14 protein-coding genes are annotated in these 15,075 nt (G+C 68.9%); all 14 read left to right on the top strand.

What is annotated here, in order from left to right; translation table 11 throughout:
* Positions 1-74 precede the first annotated feature (74 nt).
* The 14 genes from ACXI0D_RS09100 (at position 75) to ACXI0D_RS09035 (ending at position 15,021) form a co-directional block, all read left to right on the top strand.
* A complete protein-coding gene (locus ACXI0D_RS09100; protein ID WP_479642502.1) occupies positions 75-1,928 on the top strand; it encodes a S8 family serine peptidase in 1,854 nt (617 codons plus the stop codon).
* Positions 1,929-2,064: 136 nt separating this feature from the next.
* The gene (gene gspE / locus ACXI0D_RS09095) at positions 2,065-3,786 is read left to right on the top strand and encodes a type II secretion system ATPase GspE (RefSeq protein ID WP_014035931.1); all 1,722 of its coding nucleotides are present in this window, start codon (positions 2,065-2,067) and stop codon (positions 3,784-3,786) included.
* 24 nt (positions 3,787-3,810) lie between these two features.
* Positions 3,811-5,031 (top strand): type II secretion system protein XpsF, encoded by a 1,221-nt coding sequence (gene xpsF, locus ACXI0D_RS09090; protein ID WP_014035932.1) that lies wholly within the window; start codon positions 3,811-3,813, stop codon positions 5,029-5,031.
* A 49-nt stretch (positions 5,032-5,080) separates the two neighbouring features.
* Positions 5,081-5,524, top strand: a complete 444-nt coding sequence (gene gspG / locus ACXI0D_RS09085) for a type II secretion system major pseudopilin GspG (RefSeq protein ID WP_014035933.1) — start codon at positions 5,081-5,083, stop codon at positions 5,522-5,524.
* 6 nt (positions 5,525-5,530) lie between these two features.
* The gene (xpsH, locus tag ACXI0D_RS09080) at positions 5,531-6,025 is read left to right on the top strand and encodes a type II secretion system protein XpsH (RefSeq protein ID WP_119007459.1); all 495 of its coding nucleotides are present in this window, start codon (positions 5,531-5,533) and stop codon (positions 6,023-6,025) included.
* Positions 6,022-6,441, top strand: a complete 420-nt coding sequence (gene xpsI, locus ACXI0D_RS09075; RefSeq protein ID WP_049443107.1) for a type II secretion system protein XpsI — start codon at positions 6,022-6,024, stop codon at positions 6,439-6,441. The genes xpsH and xpsI overlap by 4 nt, the downstream gene beginning before the upstream one ends.
* A complete protein-coding gene (locus ACXI0D_RS09070; RefSeq protein ID WP_049443108.1) occupies positions 6,438-7,070 on the top strand; it encodes a type II secretion system protein J in 633 nt (210 codons plus the stop codon). Before xpsI ends, ACXI0D_RS09070 begins: the two co-directional genes overlap by 4 nt.
* Positions 7,067-7,930, top strand: coding sequence for a type II secretion system minor pseudopilin (locus ACXI0D_RS09065; RefSeq protein ID WP_014035936.1), 864 nt, complete (start codon positions 7,067-7,069; stop codon positions 7,928-7,930). The genes ACXI0D_RS09070 and ACXI0D_RS09065 overlap by 4 nt, the downstream gene beginning before the upstream one ends.
* The gene (locus tag ACXI0D_RS09060; protein ID WP_049443109.1) at positions 7,927-9,072 is read left to right on the top strand and encodes a PilN domain-containing protein; all 1,146 of its coding nucleotides are present in this window, start codon (positions 7,927-7,929) and stop codon (positions 9,070-9,072) included. Before ACXI0D_RS09065 ends, ACXI0D_RS09060 begins: the two co-directional genes overlap by 4 nt.
* Complete coding sequence (gene gspM, locus ACXI0D_RS09055; protein ID WP_049443110.1) at positions 9,047-9,772, top strand: type II secretion system protein GspM; 726 nt, start codon at positions 9,047-9,049, stop codon at positions 9,770-9,772. The genes ACXI0D_RS09060 and gspM overlap by 26 nt, the downstream gene beginning before the upstream one ends.
* Positions 9,762-10,550 carry a hypothetical protein gene (locus ACXI0D_RS09050; RefSeq protein ID WP_049443111.1) on the top strand — a complete coding sequence of 263 codons (789 nt, stop codon included), beginning with the start codon at positions 9,762-9,764 and terminating at the stop codon, positions 10,548-10,550. Before gspM ends, ACXI0D_RS09050 begins: the two co-directional genes overlap by 11 nt.
* Positions 10,551-10,559: 9 nt before the next feature.
* On the top strand, positions 10,560-12,761 hold the full coding sequence (gene gspD / locus ACXI0D_RS09045) for a type II secretion system secretin GspD (protein ID WP_049443112.1): 2,202 nt from the start codon (positions 10,560-10,562) through the stop codon (positions 12,759-12,761).
* A 572-nt stretch (positions 12,762-13,333) separates the two neighbouring features.
* The gene (locus ACXI0D_RS09040; RefSeq protein ID WP_049443113.1) at positions 13,334-14,185 is read left to right on the top strand and encodes a glycosyltransferase family 2 protein; all 852 of its coding nucleotides are present in this window, start codon (positions 13,334-13,336) and stop codon (positions 14,183-14,185) included.
* Positions 14,182-15,021: a glycosyltransferase family 2 protein gene (locus ACXI0D_RS09035; protein ID WP_049443114.1), complete on the top strand. Its 840-nt coding sequence runs from the start codon at positions 14,182-14,184 to the stop codon at positions 15,019-15,021. Before ACXI0D_RS09040 ends, ACXI0D_RS09035 begins: the two co-directional genes overlap by 4 nt.
* Positions 15,022-15,075 lie beyond the last annotated feature (54 nt).

Raw genomic sequence — 15,075 nt, 5'->3', positions numbered from 1 at the left:
GGGCCGGCCGGGAGTCGTCAAGGAATGATGGCCGCAGTGTTGGTTCGATCCATGACCCAGAAGAGGAATTCGACGTGATCAAGAAGCAGAACCTTCGCATCAATGTGCTTGCCGCCGCCGTGCTGTCGATGACGGCGGTCGGTGCCGTCCACGCCGCCGGGTTGCCGACCCGTGAACCGGTGCGCCAGGCCAGCACCGCCGAGCCGGGCACCCAGCGCATCATCGTCAAGTACCGGGCTGGTGCTGCTGCCGCCACCGACCGCTCGGCGAAGCTGTCCACCGTGCAGTCCGCACTGAGCCGTGCCAGCCTCTCCGGCGGTACGTCCCGCGCCAGCACGCTCGGCCCGCAGGTGGTCCGCAAGCTGTCTACCGGTGCGGACCTCATCCGTGTGCAGGGCCGCCTGGCGCCTGCCGAACTGCAGCGTGTGCTGAAGGAACTGAAGGCCGATCCGTCGGTGCAGTACGCCGAAGCCGACGTGAAGCTGCGCCGCACCGAACTGCGTGCCGGTGACGTGCAGCCGGCGCTGGTGCCGAACGACCCGCTGTACCAGCAGTACCAGTGGCACTACTACAACGCCACCGGTGGCATCAACGCGCCGTCGGCGTGGGATGTCTCCAAGGGCGAGGGCATCGTGGTGGCGGTGATCGACACCGGCATCCTGCCGCAGCACCCCGACCTGGTCGGCAACCTGCTGGAAGGCTACGACTTCATCAGCGATGCGGAGACCTCGCGGCGCCCGACCAACGATCGCGTGCCGGGCGCACAGGACTACGGTGACTGGGTCGAGAACGACAACGAGTGCTATGACGGCTCGCTGGCCGAGGAAAGCTCCTGGCACGGTACCCACGTGGCCGGCACTGTCGCCGAGCAGACCAACAACGGTGTCGGCATGGCCGGTGTCGCGCACAAGGCCAAGGTGTTGCCGGTCCGTGTGCTCGGCAAGTGCGGTGGCTACCTCTCCGACATCGCCGACGCCGTGACCTGGGCCTCCGGCGGCACCGTATCGGGCATCCCGGCCAACACCAATCCGGCCGAGATCATCAACATGAGCCTGGGTGGCGGTGGCGCCTGCGCCAGCACCTACCAGGATGCGATCAGCGGCGCGATCTCGCGCGGTACCACGGTGGTGGTGGCCGCCGGCAATGAAACCGACAACGCGTCCAAGTACCAGCCGGCCAGCTGCGACGGCGTGGTGACCGTCGGTGCCACCCGCATCACCGGCGGCATCACCTACTACTCCAACTACGGCACCCGCGTGGACCTGTCCGGTCCGGGCGGTGGCGGCAGCGTCGACGGCAATCCGGGCGGCTACATCTGGCAGGCTGGCTCCAACGCCGCCACCACGCCGGAGTCGGGTACGCCCAGCTACATGGGCCTGGGCGGCACCTCGATGGCGTCGCCGCATGTCGCGGCCGTCGCTTCACTGGTGCAGAGCGCGCTGATCGCCAAGGGCAAGGATCCGCTGACCCCGGCCGCGATGCGTACCCTGCTGAAGGAAACCGCGCGTCCGTTCCCGGTCGCGATCCCGGCCGCCACCCCGATCGGCACCGGTATCGTCGATGCCAAGGCCGCGCTGGCCAAGGCACTGGAAGAGCCCTGCACCGAGAACTGCGGGCCGGTGGCCACGCCGCTGACCAACAAGGCCGCGGTCGGTGGCCTGAACGGCGCCGCCGGCAGCAGCAAGCTGTACAGCTTCGAAGCCGTCGCCGGCAAGCAGCTCAGCGTGATCACCTACGGTGGTACCGGCAACGTGTCGGTGTATCTGGCCAAGGGCCGCGAGCCGAGCGCCACTGACAGCGACGCCCGCTCGACGCGTCCGGGCACCTCGGAAACGGTGCGGGTGACGGCACCGACCGCCGGCACCTACTACATCAAGGTGGTGGGCGAAGCCGCCTACAACGGTGTGAGCATTCTCGCCACGCAGTAAGTACCTTGTGTCGTAGTTGAATGGCCGAAGCCCGTCATCCTGTGTGACGGGCTTCGTCTTTTTACGAAAGGTGGCCGCAGGGCGGCGGAAATCACGGCTTAACTGCTAAAGTCGGGCCGATTGACAGGAGAGTCACGTGAACGCGCTCGCTGCAACCGTTACCGACGACGCCGAAGGCCGCATCCTGGATGCGCTGCTGGCGCGCGGCCGGCTCAAGGAAGGAGACCTGGCACGCGCGCGGCCGTTGCACGCCGAGGCCGGTGGCAGCCTGCTGGGCCTGCTGGTGCGCCTGGGCCTGGTGTCTGAACGCGACCAGGCACAGGCCAGCGCCGAGGTGCTGGGCCTGCCGCTGCTGGAAGGCAAGCAGGTGCCGGAGGCCCCGCCGCAGGCGCTGGCCGAGGGACTGCCGCTGTCGCTGCGCTTCCTGAAGCAGTTCCATGTGTGCCCGCTGGAGTTGGATGAACACGGGGTGCGGCTGTGGCTGGCCGATGCCCACGATGCCTATCCACAGCAGGCCGTGCAGTTGGCGCTTGGGGTTCCGGTGACGCCGGTGCTGGGCATGCGCGCGGAGATCGATGACCTGGTCGAGCGCTGGTTCGGCCAGGGCCGCAGCGCGATGGGCGCGATCGTGGAAACCGCGGATGGCGAGGGCGGTGCGGTCGACGATATCGAGCACCTGCGCGACCTTGCTTCGGAAGCGCCGGTGATCCGCCTGGTCAACCTGGTGATCCAGCGTGCGGTGGAGCTGCGCGCTTCGGATATCCATGTCGAACCGTTCGAGAGCCGGCTGAAGGTCCGTTACCGCGTCGATGGCGTGCTGGTGGAGGGCGAAAGCCCGCCGGCCAACCTCACCGCCGCGGTGATCAGCCGCATCAAGATCATGGCCAGGCTCAACATTGCCGAGCGCCGCCTGCCGCAGGACGGCCGCATCATGCTGCGCGTGCAGGGCAAGGAGCTGGACCTGCGCGTGAGTACCGTGCCGACCGCGCACGGCGAAAGCGTGGTGATGCGCCTGCTCGACCGCGAAACGGTGGTGTTCGATTTCCACCGGCTCGGCTTCACCGACGCTTTCCTGCCGCAGTTCCGCAAGGTGCTGGAGCAGCCGCACGGCATCCTGCTGGTGACCGGCCCGACCGGCTCGGGCAAGACCACCACGCTGTACACCGCGCTGAGCCAGCTCAACACCGCCGACGTCAAGATCATCACGGTCGAGGACCCGGTCGAGTACCAGATCGAGGGCATCAACCAGATCCAGGCGAAGCCGCAGATCGGCCTGGACTTCGCCAACGCGCTGCGCAGCATCGTCCGCCAGGATCCGGACATCATCATGATCGGCGAAATGCGCGACCTGGAAACCGCGCGCATCGCCATCCAGTCGGCGCTGACCGGCCACCTGGTGCTGTCCACCCTGCACACCAACAATGCCGCCGGTGGCATCACCCGCCTGCTCGACATGGGCGTGGAAGACTACCTGCTCACCTCCACCATCAACGGCATCCTGGCGCAGCGCCTGGTACGCCGGCTGGAACCGACCCACGCCGAGCGCTACGAAGCCTCGCCGGAAGAGATCGAGCGGTTCGAACTGCGCCGCCTGCAGCCGGAAGGGCCGATCCACCTGTACCGCCCGAAGCCGTCGGCACTGGCGCCGACCGGCTATCTGGGGCGTACCACCATCATGGAATTCCTGGTGATGAACGATGCGCTGCGCCGCGCGGTGATGCGTCGCGATGGCATGGGCGAGATCGAGCGCATCGCCCGCGAGGCTGGCATGCGCACCATGTACGAGGATGGCCTGTCCAAGGCGTTGAGCGGGCAGACCACCATCGAGGAAGTACTGCGCGTGACCGAGGAAAGCTGATGCGCGCAGGACGCCGGGGCTGACATGCCGAACTATCGCTACAAGGCGCTCAATCCGCATGGCGAGGTCTTCGATGGGCAGATGGAAGCGGCCAGCGAGGCCGAGCTGATCGCGCGCCTGCAGGACCAGGGCCACCTGCCGATGGAGACGCAGCTGGCCGATGCCGGCGCGATCGGTGGCAGCAGCTGGCGCAACCTGCTGCAGCAGCGCCCGCTGCAGGGTGCTGCGTTGCTGCAGTTCACCCAGCAGCTGGCGACCCTGCTCGGTGCCGGCCAGCCGCTGGATCGCGCGCTGTCGATCCTGCTGGGCCTGCCCGAGGACGAACGATCACGCCGCGCGATCACCGACATCCGCGACGTAGTGCGCGGCGGTGCACCGCTGTCCACCGCGCTGGAACGCCAGCATGGGCTGTTCTCGCGCCTGTACGTGAACATGGTGCGCGCCGGCGAGGCCGGTGGCAGCCTGCATGAAACCCTGCAGCGCCTGGCCGACTACCTCGAGCGCAGCCGCGCGCTGCAGGGCAAAGTCATCAACGCACTGGTCTACCCGGCGATCCTGCTGGTGGTGGTCGGTGGTGCGCTGTTGTTCCTGCTCGGCTATGTGGTGCCGCAGTTCGCGCAGATGTACGAGAGCCTGGACGTGGCGCTGCCGTGGTTCACCAACGCCGTGCTGCAGCTGGGCCTGTTCGTGCGCGACTGGTGGGTGCTGCTGCTGGTGGTGCCGGCGCTGGTGGTGTTGTTCTTCGAGCGCAAGGCGCGGCAACCCGCGTTCCGGCTGGCGCTGGATGGCTGGCTGCTGCAGCGGCGTGGCATCGGCCGCCTCGTCGGCGAGCTGGAAACCGCGCGGCTGGCGCGTACGCTGGGGACGCTGCTGCGCAATGGCGTGCCGCTGCTGGGTGCGCTGGGCATCGCCCGCAACGTGCTGGGCAACCGCGCACTCGCCGCCGACGTGGAAACGGCCGCCGATGAAGTGAAAAACGGTGCCGGCCTGTCGCTGGCACTGTCGCGCGGCAAGCGGTTCCCGCGCCTGGCCCTGCAGATGATCCAGGTCGGCGAGGAATCCGGCGCGCTCGATACCATGCTGCTGAAAGCCGCCGATACGTTCGAACAGGACAGCGCCCGGCGCATCGACCGCATGCTGGCGGCGATGGTGCCGGCGATCACCCTGGTGCTGGCCTCGGTGGTCGGCGCGGTGATCGTGGCCGTGCTGGTGCCGCTGTACGACCTGACCAACGCCATCGGTTGACGATGGCACTCCCTGCAACCCCGACACTCCGCAACTGAAAGGACCGTCCATGATTGCCCGTCGCCGACCGATCCGCCTTTCCTTCACCGCCGCGCGCAACCAGTCGGGCATGAGCCTGCTGGAAATCATCATCGTCATCGTGCTGATCGGCGCGGTACTGACCCTGGTCGCCAGCCGCGTGCTGGGCGGCGCCGACCGTGGCAAGGCCAACATCGCCAAGGCGCAGGTGCAGACCGTCGCGTCCAAGATCGACAACTACCAGATCGATACCGGCAAGCTGCCGGGCACGCTCAACGACCTGGTGACGGCGCCGGCCGGTGTCGGCGGCTGGCTCGGCCCGTACGCCAAGCCGGCCGACCTGAATGACCCGTGGGGCCACGCGCTGGAATACCGCGCGCCGGGCGAAGGCCAGCCGTATGAGCTGGTCAGCCTGGGCAAGGATGGCAAGGCCGGCGGCAGCAGCGTCGACGCTGACATCCGCTACCAGCCGTAACCACGCATGACGTATTTCCTGCCGCGCCGGTTGCCACGCCCGCGCCTGCACGGCAGGCGCGCGGCTGGACTGTCGCTGCTGGAAATGCTGCTGGTGATCGCCCTGATCGCGGCGATCGGCCTGATCACCGCCGCCGGCCTGTCGCGCGGGTTCGCCGGCATGCAGCTGCGCAGCGCCGGCAAGGACATCGCCAACCAGCTGCGCATGGTGCGCGCGCAGGCAATCGCCCGCGGCGAACCGCAGCGCTTCGTGATCGAACCGGCACGGCGGCGCTGGGAGGGTGCCAACCAGCGCCACGGTGAGGTGCCGGCACAGCTGCAGGTGCAGTTCGAAGGTGCCGCCCAGCTGGCCACCGCGCCGGGGCAGGGGGTGATCGAATTCCATCCCGATGGCGGCTCCAGCGGTGGCCGCATCCGGTTGCAGCGCGACGGTGCCGAATGGCGCGTCGACGTTGGCTGGCTCACCGGCGAGGTCCGCTCCGGCCCCTGGCGGGCGCAATGAAGCGGCGCGCGCGTGGCTTCACCCTGCTGGAAGTGATCATCGCCTTCGCCCTGCTGGGCCTGGCGTTGACCCTGCTGCTGGGCAGCCTGTCCGGCGGCGCAAAACAGGTACGTGATGCCGAGCTGCGCACGCGCGCGGTGCTGCATGCACAGTCGTTGCTGGCCGAGGCCGGCATCGACGCACCGCTGCAGGTGGGTAGCCAGCAGGGTGACTGGGAACAGGGGCGCTATCACTGGGAACTGCAGGTTCAGCCGTGGGTGGAGCCACGCGCCGGCAATGTCGTGCAGGCCACGTCACCGGGCACACCATGGCTGGCAGAGCTGCAATTGCAGGTGCGCTGGGGTGACAGCGAGCGCGAGCAGCTGCGCTGGCGCAGCCTGCGCCTGTTGCCGCCCGACCTGGAGAATGCTCGGTGAGGCGCCGCACCGCAGGTTTCACCCTGGTCGAAGTGATGCTGGCCACCGTGCTGCTGGCCGGCGGCCTGGCATTGGCCTTTGCCAGCGTGCGCTCGGCGATGGCGGTCAGCCAGCGCGGCGAGCAGATCGCCGCCGAGAGCGAACGCATGCGCGCGGTCGAGTCCTTGCTGCGCAGGCAGCTGGCGGGCGCGTTGCGCACCCCGCTGGAGGTTCCGGACCCCACCCGCGAACCGATCTTCTTCCAGGGGGAGGAGCAACGGATGTTGTTCGCCGCCGACCTGCCCGGATACCTCGGCCGTGGCGGCCCCTACCTGCACGCGCTGCAGGTCGACGGACGCGATGGCCAACAGCGCCTGCTGCTGGACCTGGTGCTGCTGCAGGAAGGCGAGCGCATCGCCGAGAATCCGCCGCGCCCGCCCGAGGTGCTGGTGGAGAACCTGAAGTCGGTGCAGCTGCGCTATCGCGGCATCGATGCCAGCACCGGGCAGGTGACCGACTGGCTGCCGCGCTGGGATGACACCCGCCGCCTGCCGATGCTGGTGGAAATCCAGATCGTGCCGTCCCGCGGCGCGCCGTGGCCGCCGCTGGTGGTAGCGCCGCGTGCCGGTGGCAGTGGAGGCGCACGATGAGCCGTCAGCGTGGGGCGGCCTTGGTGCTGGTGCTGTGGCTGATCGCGTTGATGACGGCGCTGGTCGGTGCGTTCGCGCTGAGTGCACGGGTCGAGCACCTGCAGCAGCGCGTGCTGGACGACGATGCACGCGGGCAGGAACGTGCGCGCGCCGGCCTCGAATACGCCCTCCTGCGTCTGTCAGCCGATCCGCAACGGGCGCCCTGGCGTGCCGATGGCCGTACCTACCGCTGGCAGTTCGACGACGCCAGCATCGAGATCAAGGTGCTGGACGAGAACGGCAAGATCAACCTGAACCTGGCCGATGCGGCGCTGCTGACCGCCTTTCTCAAGGCGCTTGGCGAAGACGATGCACAGGCCCGGCAGTTGGCCGGGGCCATCATCGACTGGCGCGACGAGGACAGCCTGCTGCAGCCGGGCGGTGGCGCCGAAGCGCAGGACTACGCCGCAGCCGGATTGCCCTACGGCCCGCGCAACAAGCGGTTCGAGACCCTGGGCGAGCTGCAGCGGGTACTGGGCATGCGCGGCCCGCTGTACCGGGCGATGCTGCCGCACCTGACCCTGTACAGCCGCCAGGCACGGCCGGATCCGCAGTTCGCCAGCGCGCCGGTGCTGACCGCGCTGGGCCTGGATGCGGACATGGTGATGGCGCAGCGCGCACAGCAGGAGCGTGATGCAGATTCCGCTGGTGGCACGACAACGCTTGCCAGCAGCAGCGGCACCTATAGTATCGAGTCCGGTGCCATCGACAGCAGTGGACGCAGGTCGGTGTTGCAGGCAGTGGTACGCAGTGGCTCGGGCGGGGTTCCCGGGCGGACCTACACAGTGCTTCGCTGGGAGCAGGGAATGACGGCAAGATGACGGCGTGGCAGGACAGTCTGCGGCAGGTGCAGGGCCGGATCGGCCCGGGCGCTGGCCGTTTCCTGCGCTGGTGGCGGCAGTCGCTGCTGGCCTGGGTGCCGGTGCGCTGGCAATGGGCATTGGGCTGGGGCCAGGCACGCCTGCTGCTGCAGCACGAGGGCGACCAGCTGCAGGTCTGGCGTGAAGCCGGCGAACGCCGCGAAGCGGTGGCGCGCCTGCCGTGGCCGCTGTCACCGGCGGACCTGGACCGCGTGCTGGAGCCTCGCCTGCGCACTCTGCCGCGGGTGTGGCTGCTGCCGGCGGCGGATGTCCTGCGGCGTAGCCTGCGCCTGCCCGCTGCAGCGGCCGACCGCCTGCGTGCCGTGGTCGGTTTCGAGATCGACCGGCAGACCCCGTTCGAATCGTCCCAGGTCAGTTATGACGTGCGTGAACTCGGCGCGGGCGGCGAAGGCCAGCTGCAGGTCGAACTGGTGGCGTGGCCATTGCGGCAACTGGAAGCATGGCGCACCGGCGTGGGCCCATGGGCCGATGCGCTGGCGGGCGTCGATGCCATCGATGCGCAGGGCAACGTGCTGCAGGTGAACCTGCTGCCGCCCCCGCAGCGCCAACTGCGGCCAGACCCGATGCGGCGCTGGAACCTGCTGCTGGCAGTGGCTGCCGTCGTGATGCTGGTACTGGCCGCGGTGCAGCTGCTCGACAACCGCCAGGCCGCGGCCGACGAGCTGCGTGCACAGGTCGAGCGCAGCGCGCGCAGTGCGCGTGGCGTGGCCAGCGAACGCGCGCAGCTGCAGGCGCTGATCGATGGCGCCGCATTCCTGGAGAAGCAGCGCAGCCAGCGCGCCGGTACCGTCGAGATCTGGAACGAACTGACCCGGCGCCTGCCGGAAGGTACCTACCTGGAAAAGCTGGCGATCGAGAACAACAACCTGCAGCTGATCGGCCTGAGCCGCGAGGCATCGCAGCTGGTGCAGCTGCTGCAGGACGCACCGCAGTGGCGAAAGGTCAACCTGACCGGGGTGCTGCAGGCCGATGGCGCCGCCAGTGGCCGCGACCGCTTCACCATGACCGCCGAACTGCAGCCGTTGCCGGCCGCCGCACCGACCCCGGAGGCGGCCGATGCCGATGCCAAGCGCACGCCGTGACCGCTGGCTGGCGCTGGCACTGCTGCTGGCAGTGCTGGGCCTGGCCTATCTGCTGCTGGTGCACCCCTGGTTCACCCAGCCGCTGCGTGCGATCGATGCCGATGTCGCCGCCCTGCGCGAACGCGAGTCGCGCGTGCAGGCGCAGCTGCAGCAGCAGCCGCAGATCGAACAGCGCCTTCGCGCTACCCGCGAGGCACTGCAGCAGCGGCCGGGCTTCCTGCGCGAAGCCACTGCCGAAGCTGCCGCCGCTGCATTGGGCGCCCGGCTGCAGGATGCGGTGGCGATGGCCAGCCCGGGCAACCGCAGCTGCACCATCAGCAACCGCACGCCGCTGACCGACAACCGGCGCGATGCCGAGTTCGTGCGCGTCGCCATGCAGGTGCGCCTGCGCTGTGGCGTGGCCGAACTGGCCACCGTGCTGCACAGCCTGGAAACCGGCAGCCCACGCCTGTTCGTCGACAACCTCAACCTGATCGCGCAGCGCTTCCAGCAATCGCCGAACGAATCGGGGCTGGGCCTGGACGTGTCCTTCGAGCTGGCCGGCTACCTGCTGCCAGGCGCCGCCGCCGATGGCACGGTACCGGCACCCGCTGCGGCACCGGTACCGGCACCGGCACCGCCTGCGTCGCCGGCCGAGGCCGCACCTGCGCCACACCCGGCGCCCCCGTCCGAAGGACAGGAGGTGGCCGATGAAGCTTGAGCAGATCAGCCTGCGTACCGGCTTCCTGCTGGCGCTGGCCGGTTGGGCGGCCGCCGTCTGGCTGGCGACCGGCTTCGGGCTGGGCAGCCATCTGCCGGGTGCCGGCGGTGATGCCGATGCCGCGCCATCGCTGCCATCGCTGCCGCCGCTGGCGGCCGAGCGCATGGCCAGCGCCGACAGCTACAGCGCCATCGGTGAGCGCCCGCTGTTCGCCGAAGACCGCAGGCCGCGGCCCTATCTGCTGGGTGGCAGCGAACCGGCGGCCAGCGCCGCGTTGCGCCTGACCGGTGTGCTGCTGACCGGCGATTTCGGCATGGCCACGTTCACCACCGAACAGAACCGCTCGCTGCGCCTGCGCCTCAACGGCGAAGCCGTGGATGGCTGGCAGCTGGTGGCGCTGCAGCCGCGCCAGGCCACGGTGATCGGCCCCGGTGGCAACCAGGTCCTCGAACTGGCGGTGTTCAACGGCCAGGGCGGTGAGCCGCCGACGGTGCTGCGCGGAGCAAATGGTGCACCGCCTGCAGGCGCGATTGTTGTGCCGCCCTCGGCGGGCGCTCCGCCGGCGCCGCCACCGGCCGCCGCAATCCCATCGCCGTCGCCCGCTGGCAATGCACCAGCGCCTGCGGCGGCCGCTGCAAAAACACCACCGGCCAACAACAACGGTCCCAGCGAAGCGCAGATGCAGGCCATCCGCGAACGCATCCAGGCCCGTCGCCGCCAGCTGCAGCAACAGCAGCAACAACCGTCGCCGCCCCCGGGCGATGGCACCAACCGATAGAGTGAATGCATGAACCTGCGTTTTCTTCCCTGGTCCTTTGCCCTCGCGCTGCTGGTCGGCTGCAGTACGGTGTCCGCGCCGCACGTGCAGCGCAACGGCAACCTGTCGCCCAGCGCCGACGCCGGCCAGGCGGCCGACGTCGCTGCCGATGCCGCCCGTGAAAGCCAGGGGGCACCGCAGGCGGTGATCCGTCGCGGTACCGGCACGATGATCAACCGCGAGGCCGCGCGTGCGCCGGCACCGGCGCTGCACGGTGCCAGTACCGGCGAGGCGACCTTCAACTTCGAAGGCGAATCGCTGCATGCGGTGGTCAAGGCCATCCTTGGTGACATGCTTGGCCAGAACTACGTGATCGCACCGGGCGTGCAGGGCACGGTCACCCTGGCCACGCCCAAGCCGGTCTCGCCGGCGCAGGCACTGAACCTGCTGGAGATGGTGCTGGGCTGGAACAACGCGCGCATGGTCTACAGCGGTGGGCGCTACAACATTGTCGCCGCCGACCAGGCGCTGGCCGGCACGGTCGCGCCGAGCACCGCGCCGGCAGCCAGCGCGCGCGGCTTCGAAGTCCGCGTGGTCCCGCTGCAGTTCATCTCCGCCACCGAAATGAAGAAGGTGCTGGAGCCGTACGCGCGTCCCAACGCCATCGTCAACGTGGACAGCGGCCGCAACGTGATCACCCTGGGTGGTACCCGCGCCGAACTGGAAAACTACCTGCGCACCGTCGAGATCTTCGATGTCGACTGGTTGTCCGGCATGTCGGTGGGCGTGTTCCCGATCCAGTCGGGCAAGGCCGAGCAGGTCGCGGCCGACCTGGAAAAGGTGTTCGGTGAAGAGAGCAAGACGCCCAGCGCCGGCATGTTCCGTTTCCTGCCGCTGGAGAATGCCAACGCCGTGTTGGTGATCACGCCGCAGGTGCGCTACCTGGACCAGATCCAGCAGTGGCTGGATCGCATCGACACCGCTGGTGGCAGCGCCCGCCTGTTCTCCTACGAGCTGCGCTACATCAAGGCACGTGACCTGGCCGAGCGCCTCAGCGAGGCCTTCGCCAGCAGTGGCAACCGCGGCGGCTCCAGCCCGGCCTCGCTGGCACCGGGCGCCATCCCGTCGCAGCTGGGCGGTGACAGCGATCGTGGAATGGACAACGCCAACAGCAACCTGGGGTCGACGCTGGGCGGAAGCAGTGGCAGTGGCAGCAGCAATGGCAGCCTGAACCTGCCGCAGCGCCAGCCCGGCAACGTCAGTGTCAGCCTGGAAGTGGAAGGTGACCGCGTCGGCGTGTCGGCGGTGGAGGAAACCAACACCCTGCTGGTGCGCTCGACGCCGCAGGCCTGGCGCTCGATCCGCGAGGTGATCGAGAAGCTGGACGTGATGCCGCTGCAGGTGCACATCGAGGCACAGGTGGCCGAAGTGGCGCTGACCGGTGACCTGAAGTACGGCGTGAACTGGTTCTTCGACAATGCCGTGGCCGGTCGCACACTGACCGGCGCGCTCAGCGGCCTGACCCTGCCGCCGGCCGCTGCGGGTGCCTGGAATACCTTCGCGGGTGGCGTGACCGGCAATGACGGTGTGGGCTGGGCATTCACCGGCCACAACGCCGCCGCCGTGGTCAGCGCACTGGACAAGGTGACCGACCTGCGCCTGCTGCAGACGCCATCGGTGTTCGTGCGCAACAATGCCGAAGCCACGCTCAACGTCGGCGACAAGGTGCCGATCAACACCACCACGGTGAACACCGGTGTGGGCACCAGCACCTACAGCTCGGTGCAGTACATCGACACCGGCGTGATCCTCAAGGTGCGCCCGCGCGTGACCCGCGACGGCACCGTGTTCCTGGACATCGTGCAGGAAGTCAGCAGCGCCTCGGACGTGCCGGAAGCCTGCAACCCGACCGAGCGCAACTGCAACCCGCGCATTTCGACCAAGAAGCTGTCCACCGAAGCGGCGGTGCAGAGCGGCGACACCATCATGCTGGCGGGCCTGATCACCGATTCGGCCACCGACGGCAGCAGCGGTATCCCGGGGCTGAGCAAGATTCCGGTGGTCGGTGCGTTGTTCGGTCAGAAGACCCGCACCAGCCGTCGTTCGGAAGTGATCGTGCTGCTGACCCCGACCATCGTCCGCAACAGCCAGGAATCGCGCAACCTGACCGACGAGTACAGCAAGCGCTTCCGCGCGATGGAGCCGCTGAACCAGCCGCGCGCGAAGAAGTAAGGGGTTTACGGCCGGGCTGCGCCCGGCACCCGCAGAGGCCCGAGCTGGAGCAACAGCAACAGCAACAGCGGGTTTACTGAGGGAGGGCAGGGCGGTGTGGGTTGTCAGGACACGCCGTAAACCCGTCTTTGGGGGCTCGATGGCGCCATCCATGGCGCCAACGGTCCTGCCAACCCACACCGCCCCGCCTCTGACAGATTCCCGCGGCTGTTGGTAGGTGTCGACCTTGGTCGACACGGTAGATCCACGCCATGCGTGGATGCTTTTCGATTCCAGTTCGAAATATTCGATTCCGATGGAGATTCATCCACGCATGGCGTGGATCTACTGCAGATCGCGGAGATCTGTCGAAGGCGGGGTGGGTCCGGTTGCGGGGGTGTCCGCGGCATGGATGCCGCGGCCAAGCCCCCAGGGATGGGTTTACGGCGTCCCCCGCAACCGGACCCACCCCGCCATTCCCCAGGAACCCGCTCTCGCTCTTGCTTCGGCTCTGGCCTCTGCAGGTGCCGGGTGCAACCCGGCCGATACCCTCCCGGTGCTACGCTGTGGCCACCGACAACCACGGAGGCGGGATGGGGGCGATCGTGTTGTTGCCGCTGTGCGTGGACGATGCCGCGCTCGACCGCTGCCTGGCCGCACTGGATGCCGGCACGGCGCCAGGGACCGCGGTCTGGTTGGCCGATGACGCGCAGACCGGGCCGCGCGCGCAGGCGGTGGTGGAACACTGGTTGGCGCATACGCCGCTGCAGGCCGAGTACACCCGGCGCGCGCGGCCACTGGGCGAAGTCGCCCATCTGGACGAGATGCTGCGCGCCTGCGATGGCCTGGACGTGGCCGTGCTGGCGCCGGACAGCGTGCCATCACCCGGCTGGTTGCAGCAGTTGCAGGATGCCTTCGCCCGCGATGCCGCGATCGCCACCGCAACCCCCTGGTGCAATGCCGGCGAGACCGCCGCGTGGCCACGGCTGGGCGAGATCAATCCCGAGCCCCAGGACCCGGCCCTGCTGGCGCACACCTGCGCCACGTTGCCGACGCTGCACCCGGAGCTGCCATCGGCGGTCACCCACGCGGTGCTGGTGCGCGGCAACGCGCGCCGTCGTGCCGGTGGCCTGGACGTGGACAGCTATGCCGGCTGGAACGCGGCACTGGTCGACCTCAGCCTGCGCATGGCCGGCCTGGGGTGGCGCAACGTGCTGTGCGAGACCGCCTTCGTCAGCCGGGCAGGGGAGGCGATCAGTCGCGATGGCGATCTGGAGGCCCTGGCCGCGCGCTGGCCGGCCTGGGTCCCGCGGCTGGCCGATTTCCTGATGCACGACCCGCTGCACGGGCTGCGCGCCGACCTGCAGCAGCGCATGCGGCAGGCGATAATGCCGAAGGAACAGGGCGACCTGTTCGTCCCGTCCGCGCCGGAGCCATCCGTTTGAATGTTGCCATTGCCGCCATCGTCGTCACCTACCAGAGTGGCAGCACCATCGATGCCTGCCTCTCGCGCCTGCGCCAGGCGCAGGATGTCGCCGAGATCCGGGTGATCGACAATGGTTCGCTGGATGGCACGCTGGACATCGTGCAGCGGCATGCCAGCCACGATCCACGCGTGCGCTTCGTCGGCAACCCGGACAATCCCGGCTTCGCCGCCGCCAACAACCAGGGCGTGGCCGACTCGCACAGCCCGTGGCTGGCCTTCATCAACCCGGACCTGATGGTCGAGCCGGACACACTGGCCGAACTGCGCTCCCGCGCCGAAGCGCTGGGCGACTGCCTGCTGGGCGTTGAACAGGTGGACGAGCATGGTCATGCCGACGAGGCGGTGCGCCGCCGCGACCCGGATTTCCTGATGATGCTGCGTTCGCCCGGAAAGGGCTCGAAGCTGGCGGTTCCGCGAGAACCGCACCAGCCGCTGCAGCGGGTCCCTGCGCTGTCCGGCGCACTGCTGATGATGCCGCGCGCGCTGTTCGACCGTATCGGTGGCTGGGACGCGGGCTATCGCCTGCACGCCGAGGACCTGGACCTGTGCCGGCGCGCACGCGAGGCCGGTGCGGTGGTGGCGATCGCCAACGACCTGCAGGTCACCCATGTGCGCGGTGTCTCCAGCCGCTCACGGCCGTTCTTCGTGGAATGGCACAAGCACAGGGGCCTGTGGCGTTACTTCCAGAAGTTCGAGGCCGGGCAGCGTTCGCTGCCGGTGCGCGCGGCGGTATGGGCTGCGATCTGGGCGCATGCGCTGATGCTGGTGCCGAGGCTGCTGCGCAGGTCGCTGTAGCGCCCAGGAGCATCCATGCATGGCGTGGATCTACCAATGCTGTTCCCCGTGAGC

The sequence above is a fragment of the Stenotrophomonas sp. C9D9 genome (assembly GCF_056491205.1).
The sequence above is the reverse complement of the archived record's forward strand: the minus strand, read 5'-3'. Positions and strand labels throughout refer to the sequence as shown.

Bases quoted from the DNA above. Each gene is read 5' to 3' on its own strand.
- xpsH (WP_119007459.1), top strand. From the start codon at position 5,531: ATGACGTATTTCCTGCCGCGCCGGTTGCCACGCCCGCGCCTGCACGGC.
- gspM (WP_049443110.1), top strand. From the start codon at position 9,047: ATGCCGATGCCAAGCGCACGCCGTGACCGCTGGCTGGCGCTGGCACTG.
- gspG (WP_014035933.1), top strand. From the start codon at position 5,081: ATGATTGCCCGTCGCCGACCGATCCGCCTTTCCTTCACCGCCGCGCGC.
- ACXI0D_RS09060 (WP_049443109.1), top strand. From the start codon at position 7,927: ATGACGGCGTGGCAGGACAGTCTGCGGCAGGTGCAGGGCCGGATCGGC.
- xpsF (WP_014035932.1), top strand. From the start codon at position 3,811: ATGCCGAACTATCGCTACAAGGCGCTCAATCCGCATGGCGAGGTCTTC.
- xpsI (WP_049443107.1), top strand. From the start codon at position 6,022: ATGAAGCGGCGCGCGCGTGGCTTCACCCTGCTGGAAGTGATCATCGCC.
- ACXI0D_RS09050 (WP_049443111.1), top strand. From the start codon at position 9,762: ATGAAGCTTGAGCAGATCAGCCTGCGTACCGGCTTCCTGCTGGCGCTG.
- ACXI0D_RS09040 (WP_049443113.1), top strand. From the start codon at position 13,334: ATGGGGGCGATCGTGTTGTTGCCGCTGTGCGTGGACGATGCCGCGCTC.
- ACXI0D_RS09065 (WP_014035936.1), top strand. From the start codon at position 7,067: ATGAGCCGTCAGCGTGGGGCGGCCTTGGTGCTGGTGCTGTGGCTGATC.
- gspD (WP_049443112.1), top strand. From the start codon at position 10,560: ATGAACCTGCGTTTTCTTCCCTGGTCCTTTGCCCTCGCGCTGCTGGTC.